The sequence below is a fragment of the Methylomonas rivi genome (assembly GCF_024505165.1).
GTDB lineage: Bacteria > Pseudomonadota > Gammaproteobacteria > Methylococcales > Methylomonadaceae > Methylomonas > Methylomonas rivi.
This window is the reverse complement of the sequence record NZ_JANIBK010000190.1, coordinates 1-5,895: the sequence shown is the minus strand read 5'-3', so window position 1 is coordinate 5,895 and position 5,895 is coordinate 1. Positions and strand designations below refer to the sequence as shown.

Annotated in this window: 2 tRNA genes and 3 rRNA genes; all 5 read left to right on the top strand. The window is 50.8% G+C overall.

The features are described from left to right. Nucleotides 1-345 precede the first annotated feature (345 nt). Nucleotides 346-1,878: ribosomal RNA gene (locus NP596_RS19395) — 16S ribosomal RNA — on the top strand. A gap of 60 nt (nt 1,879-1,938) precedes the next feature. Next, nucleotides 1,939-2,015, top strand: a tRNA-Ile gene (locus NP596_RS19390). 132 nt (nt 2,016-2,147) lie between these two features. Next, nucleotides 2,148-2,223 (top strand) — tRNA-Ala (locus tag NP596_RS19385). Nucleotides 2,224-2,585: 362 nt separating this feature from the next. Beyond that, nucleotides 2,586-5,480 (top strand): 23S ribosomal RNA (locus NP596_RS19380). Between the two features lie 256 nt (nt 5,481-5,736). After that, nucleotides 5,737-5,852, top strand: a 5S ribosomal RNA gene (gene rrf / locus NP596_RS19375). The 16S, 23S and 5S rRNA genes sit together here with 2 tRNA genes alongside, the layout of an rRNA operon. The last annotated feature ends 43 nt before the right edge of the window (nt 5,853-5,895 follow it).

Below are 5,895 nucleotides of genomic sequence, written 5' to 3'. Positions count from 1 at the left end.
GGGGTTGACGGGTTTTGGTTGACGAAGTCTCGAAGGGGTGCCGCGGTGTTTTGCTCGTCGGTGTCGGGTTTGTTTGGTATTTTGGTTCGGGTTTTGGCCGGCGCTGAAAAAATAAATTTGACAACGATTTGAAATGCTGTAGAATGCATCGGCTCAACAGGACGGAATGATAACGACGTCCTGGCTCTTTAACAACCTAAATCGAAATAATTTGTGTGGGTATGTAATCCGAGCTGTTTCTGTTAGAAATAGATCGATACAGAATCCACGTCAATTCGCAAGAAAAGATGTTATGTAATCGAGTCGAGATTGGCTACTGATCTTTATTAGTGGCAAACCAAAATTAAACTGAAGAGTTTGATCATGGCTCAGATTGAACGCTGGCGGTATGCTTAACACATGCAAGTCGAACGGTAGCAGGCCTTCGGGCGCTGACGAGTGGCGGACGGGTGAGTAATGCATAGGAATCTGCCTATTAGTGGGGGATAACGTGGGGAAACTCACGCTAATACCGCATACGACCTACGGGTGAAAGCCGGGGACCTTCGGGCCTGGCGCTAATAGATGAGCCTATGTTGGATTAGCTAGTTGGTAGGGTAATGGCCTACCAAGGCGACGATCCATAGCTGGTCTGAGAGGATGATCAGCCACACTGGGACTGAGACACGGCCCAGACTCCTACGGGAGGCAGCAGTGGGGAATATTGGACAATGGGCGAAAGCCTGATCCAGCAATACCGCGTGTGTGAAGAAGGCCTGAGGGTTGTAAAGCACTTTCAATAGGAAGGAATACCTGCCGGTTAATACCCGGTAGACTGACATTACCTATACAAGAAGCACCGGCTAACTCCGTGCCAGCAGCCGCGGTAATACGGAGGGTGCAAGCGTTAATCGGAATTACTGGGCGTAAAGCGTGCGTAGGCGGTTATTTAAGTCAGATGTGAAAGCCCCGGGCTTAACCTGGGAACTGCATTTGATACTGGATGACTAGAGTTGAGTAGAGGGGAGTGGAATTTCAGGTGTAGCGGTGAAATGCGTAGAGATCTGAAGGAACACCAGTGGCGAAGGCGGCTCCCTGGACTCAAACTGACGCTGAGGTACGAAAGCGTGGGTAGCAAACAGGATTAGATACCCTGGTAGTCCACGCCGTAAACGATGTCAACTAACCGTTGGGTTCTTAAAGAACTTAGTGGTGGAGCTAACGTATTAAGTTGACCGCCTGGGGAGTACGGCCGCAAGGCTAAAACTCAAATGAATTGACGGGGGCCCGCACAAGCGGTGGAGCATGTGGTTTAATTCGATGCAACGCGAAGAACCTTACCTACCCTTGACATCCAGAGAATCTGTGAGAGATCGTAGAGTGCCTTCGGGAACTCTGAGACAGGTGCTGCATGGCTGTCGTCAGCTCGTGTCGTGAGATGTTGGGTTAAGTCCCGTAACGAGCGCAACCCTTATCCTTAGTTGCCAGCGGTTCGGCCGGGAACTCTAGGGAGACTGCCGGTGATAAACCGGAGGAAGGTGGGGACGACGTCAAGTCATCATGGCCCTTATGGGTAGGGCTACACACGTGCTACAATGGTCGGTACAGAGGGCCGCAAACTCGCGAGAGCCAGCAAATCCCAAAAAGCCGATCCTAGTCCGGATTGCAGTCTGCAACTCGACTGCATGAAGTCGGAATCGCTAGTAATCGCGGATCAGAATGCCGCGGTGAATACGTTCCCGGGCCTTGTACACACCGCCCGTCACACCATGGGAGTGGGTTGCAAAAGAAGTAGGTAGTTTAACCTTCGGGAGGGCGCTTACCACTTTGTGATTCATGACTGGGGTGAAGTCGTAACAAGGTAGCCCTAGGGGAACCTGGGGCTGGATCACCTCCTTACAAAGACAGAACACCGAATTACGTACTCACAACAAATTATTTCGATTGAAAGACGCACCTGGGTCTGTAGCTCAGTTGGTTAGAGCGCACCCCTGATAAGGGTGAGGTCGGAGGTTCAACTCCTCCCAGACCCACCAACGCGAAAAGGTACAAGAGTAAGGTACAAGGTACAAGGCGGATATCGAGAGCATTTGAATGCTCGAGATTGGCCGAAGTTAATAACGTAATCACCTTGAACCCTGTCGCTTGAACCTTGAACCTCGTTTATTGGGGCCATAGCTCAGCTGGGAGAGCGCCTGCCTTGCACGCAGGAGGTCGGGAGTTCGATCCTCCCTGGCTCCACCATTCAACGCTAGATACGCTGAACAGGCGGCGTCGAAAAAGTCAACGTAAGGACATCAGCTCTATACGGTTTGCATCCAAAAGGATCAGTCCGTATAGAATTGGTATTCGTACCGATAGCTCTTTAACAATATGGAAATCTGTAACAAACATCCGATCTGCCAAGATCGTGATGTAAACGAGTTGCGGTTTGCGATCAGCCATTGTTGCAAAACAAAGGCGGAAAAACAAACGGCAAAATCGTTCTCAAGCAAAAATCAGCGAACATGTCAGCTGACAAATAACGTGAAACAGACAGTGCCCAAAATCGAATGTTAGCGCAAGCGAAATGTGAGACAAAAGCACCAGACGTATTCGGGTTATATGGTCAAGTGAATAAGCGCATACGGTGGATGCCTAGGCAGTAAGAGGCGATGAAGGACGTTGTAGCATGCGAAAAGCTTTGGGGAGTTTGCAAACAAACCGTGATCCAGAGATGTCCGAATGGGGAAACCCGGCGTGCATAAGCACGTCATCTTTGAGTGAATACATAGCTCACTGAAGCGAACCCGGAGAACTGAAACATCTAAGTACCCGGAGGAAAAGAAATCAACCGAGATTCCCTAAGTAGTGGCGAGCGAACGGGGACTAGCCCTTAAGCTAGATTCAGGTTAGTGGAACGGTCTGGAAAGTCCGGCGATACAGGGTGATAGCCCCGTACACGAAAACCTGTTTTTAGTGAAATCGAGTAGGTCGGCGCACGTGAAACGTTGACTGAATATGGGGGGACCATCCTCCAAGGCTAAATACTCCTTACTGACCGATAGTGAACCAGTACCGTGAGGGAAAGGCGAAAAGAACCGCGGAGAGCGGAGTGAAATAGAACCTGAAACCGTATGCGTACAAGCAGTGGGAGCCCCTTCGTGGGGTGACTGCGTACCTTTTGTATAATGGGTCAGCGACTTACATTTTGTGGCAAGCTTAACCGAATAGGGGAGGCGTAGGGAAACCGAGTCTTAATAGGGCGTTTAGTCGCAAGGTGTAGACCCGAAACCGGGCGATCTATCCATGACCAGGTTGAAGGTGTGGTAACACACACTGGAGGACCGAACCCACGTCTGTTGAAAAATACGGGGATGAGTTGTGGATCGGAGTGAAAGGCTAATCAAGCTCGGAGATAGCTGGTTCTCCTCGAAAGCTATTTAGGTAGCGCCTCGTGTATCACTCTCGGGGGTAGAGCACTGTTTCGGCTAGGGGGTCATCCCGACTTACCAAACCGATGCAAACTCCGAATACCGAGAAGTGCAAGCACGGGAGACACACGGCGGGTGATAAGGTCCGTCGTGAAAAGGGAAACAGCCCAGACCGTCAGCTAAGGTCCCCAAATCTATGCTCAGTGGGAAACGATGTGGAAAGGCACAGACAGCCAGGAGGTTGGCTTAGAAGCAGCCATCCTTTAAAGAAAGCGTAATAGCTCACTGGTCGAGTCGGTCTGCGCGGAAGATTTACCGGGGCTAAGCATAGTACCGAAGCTACGGATTTACGCGTAAGCGTGAGTGGTAGAGGAGCGTTCTGTACGCCTGCGAAGGTCGATTGAGAAGTCGGCTGGAGGTATCAGAAGTGCGAATGCTGACATAAGTAACGATAAAGAGGGTGAAAAACCCTCTCGCCGTAAACCCAAGGTTTCCTGCGCAACGTTAATCGACGCAGGGTTAGTCGGCACCTAAGGCGAGGCCGAAAGGCGTAGTCGATGGAAAACAGGTTAATATTCCTGTACCAGTTGTAACTGCGATGGGGTGACGGAGAAGGCTATATCAGCTGTCGGTTGGAAGTGGCAGTTTAAGCGTGTAGGCATGACTCTTAGGCAAATCCGGGAGTCTCTATGCTGAGGCGTGATGACGAGCGGTTCTTCGGAACAGCGAAGTGATAGATGCCCTGCTTCCAAGAAAAACCTCTAAGCTTCAGGTTACAAGTGGCCGTACCCTAAACCGACACAGGTGGGTGGGATGAAAATTCTAAGGCGCTTGAGAGAACCCAGGTGAAGGAACTAGGCAAAATGATACCGTAACTTCGGGAGAAGGTATGCCGTTGATAAGTGAAAGCCCTTGCGGCTGTAGCGTAAGGCGGTTGCAAAAAATCGGTGGCTGCGACTGTTTAGCAAAAACATAGCACTCTGCAAACACGAAAGTGGACGTATAGGGTGTGACGCCTGCCCGGTGCTGGAAGGTTAATTGATGGGGTTATCTTCGGAGAAGCTCTTGATCGAAGCCCCAGTAAACGGCGGCCGTAACTATAACGGTCCTAAGGTAGCGAAATTCCTTGTCGGGTAAGTTCCGACCTGCACGAATGGCGTAACGATGGCCACACTGTCTCCACCTGGGACTCAGTGAAATTGAAATCGCTGTGAAGATGCAGTGTACCCGCGGCTAGACGGAAAGACCCCGTGCACCTTTACTATAGCTTGACACTGGACTTTGAACCTACTTGTGTAGGATAGGTGGGAGGCTTTGAAGCAGGAACGCCAGTTCTTGTGGAGCCAACCTTGAAATACCACCCTGGTATGTTTGGAGTTCTAACCTCGATCCATTATCTGGATTAGGGACAGTGTCTGGTGGGTAGTTTGACTGGGGCGGTCTCCTCCCAAAGAGTAACGGAGGAGCACGAAGGTACCCTCAGCCTGGTCGGAAATCAGGCAATGAGTGCAAAGGCATAAGGGTGCTTGACTGCGAGACGGACAAGTCGAGCAGGTACGAAAGTAGGTCTTAGTGATCCGGTGGTTCTGTATGGAAGGGCCATCGCTCAACGGATAAAAGGTACGCCGGGGATAACAGGCTGATACCGCCCAAGAGTTCATATCGACGGCGGTGTTTGGCACCTCGATGTCGGCTCATCACATCCTGGGGCTGAAGCAGGTCCCAAGGGTATGGCTGTTCGCCATTTAAAGTGGTACGCGAGCTGGGTTCAGAACGTCGTGAGACAGTTCGGTCCCTATCTGCCGTGGGCGTTTGAGATTTGAGGGAAGCTGCTTCTAGTACGAGAGGACCGAAGTGGACGAACCTCTGGTGTTCCGGTTGTCATGCCAATGGCATTGCCGGGTAGCCACGTTCGGACAGGATAACCGCTGAAAGCATCTAAGCGGGAAGCCCCTCCCAAGATGAGATCTCACTGGGACTATAAGTCCCCTGAAGGGCCGTTGGAGACTACGACGTTGATAGGGTCGGTGTGGAAGCGCAGTAATGTGTGAAGCTAACGACTACTAATTGCCCGTGAGGCTTGACCATATAACACCCAATGCGTTTGGGTTAGGTCAGACGACAAAATCTGATCACGCAAGAGAACGAATAAACTCGATACAGATTTCCATGAAGCAGGTACAAGACGCAAGGTACAAGGTCCAAAACCCCGGAGCTTGCAACTGAAGCCTGTTGATGACGAAGGGAGATGATAGGTAAGTAAGAGAGGCATGGCACGGCGAAGCGCCGTTGTTTTGAATCCTGAACCTTTTACCTTGAACCTAACACCCTTCAAACCAGTTTGCTTGGTGAACATAGCAAGCGTGAACCACCCGATCCCATCCCGAACTCGGAAGTGAAACCGCTTAGCGCCGATGATAGTGTGGCAGGTTGCCATGTGAAAGTAGGTCATCGCCAAGCTCTTATTACAAAAAGCCCATCTTATAAGATGGGCTTTTTTTTG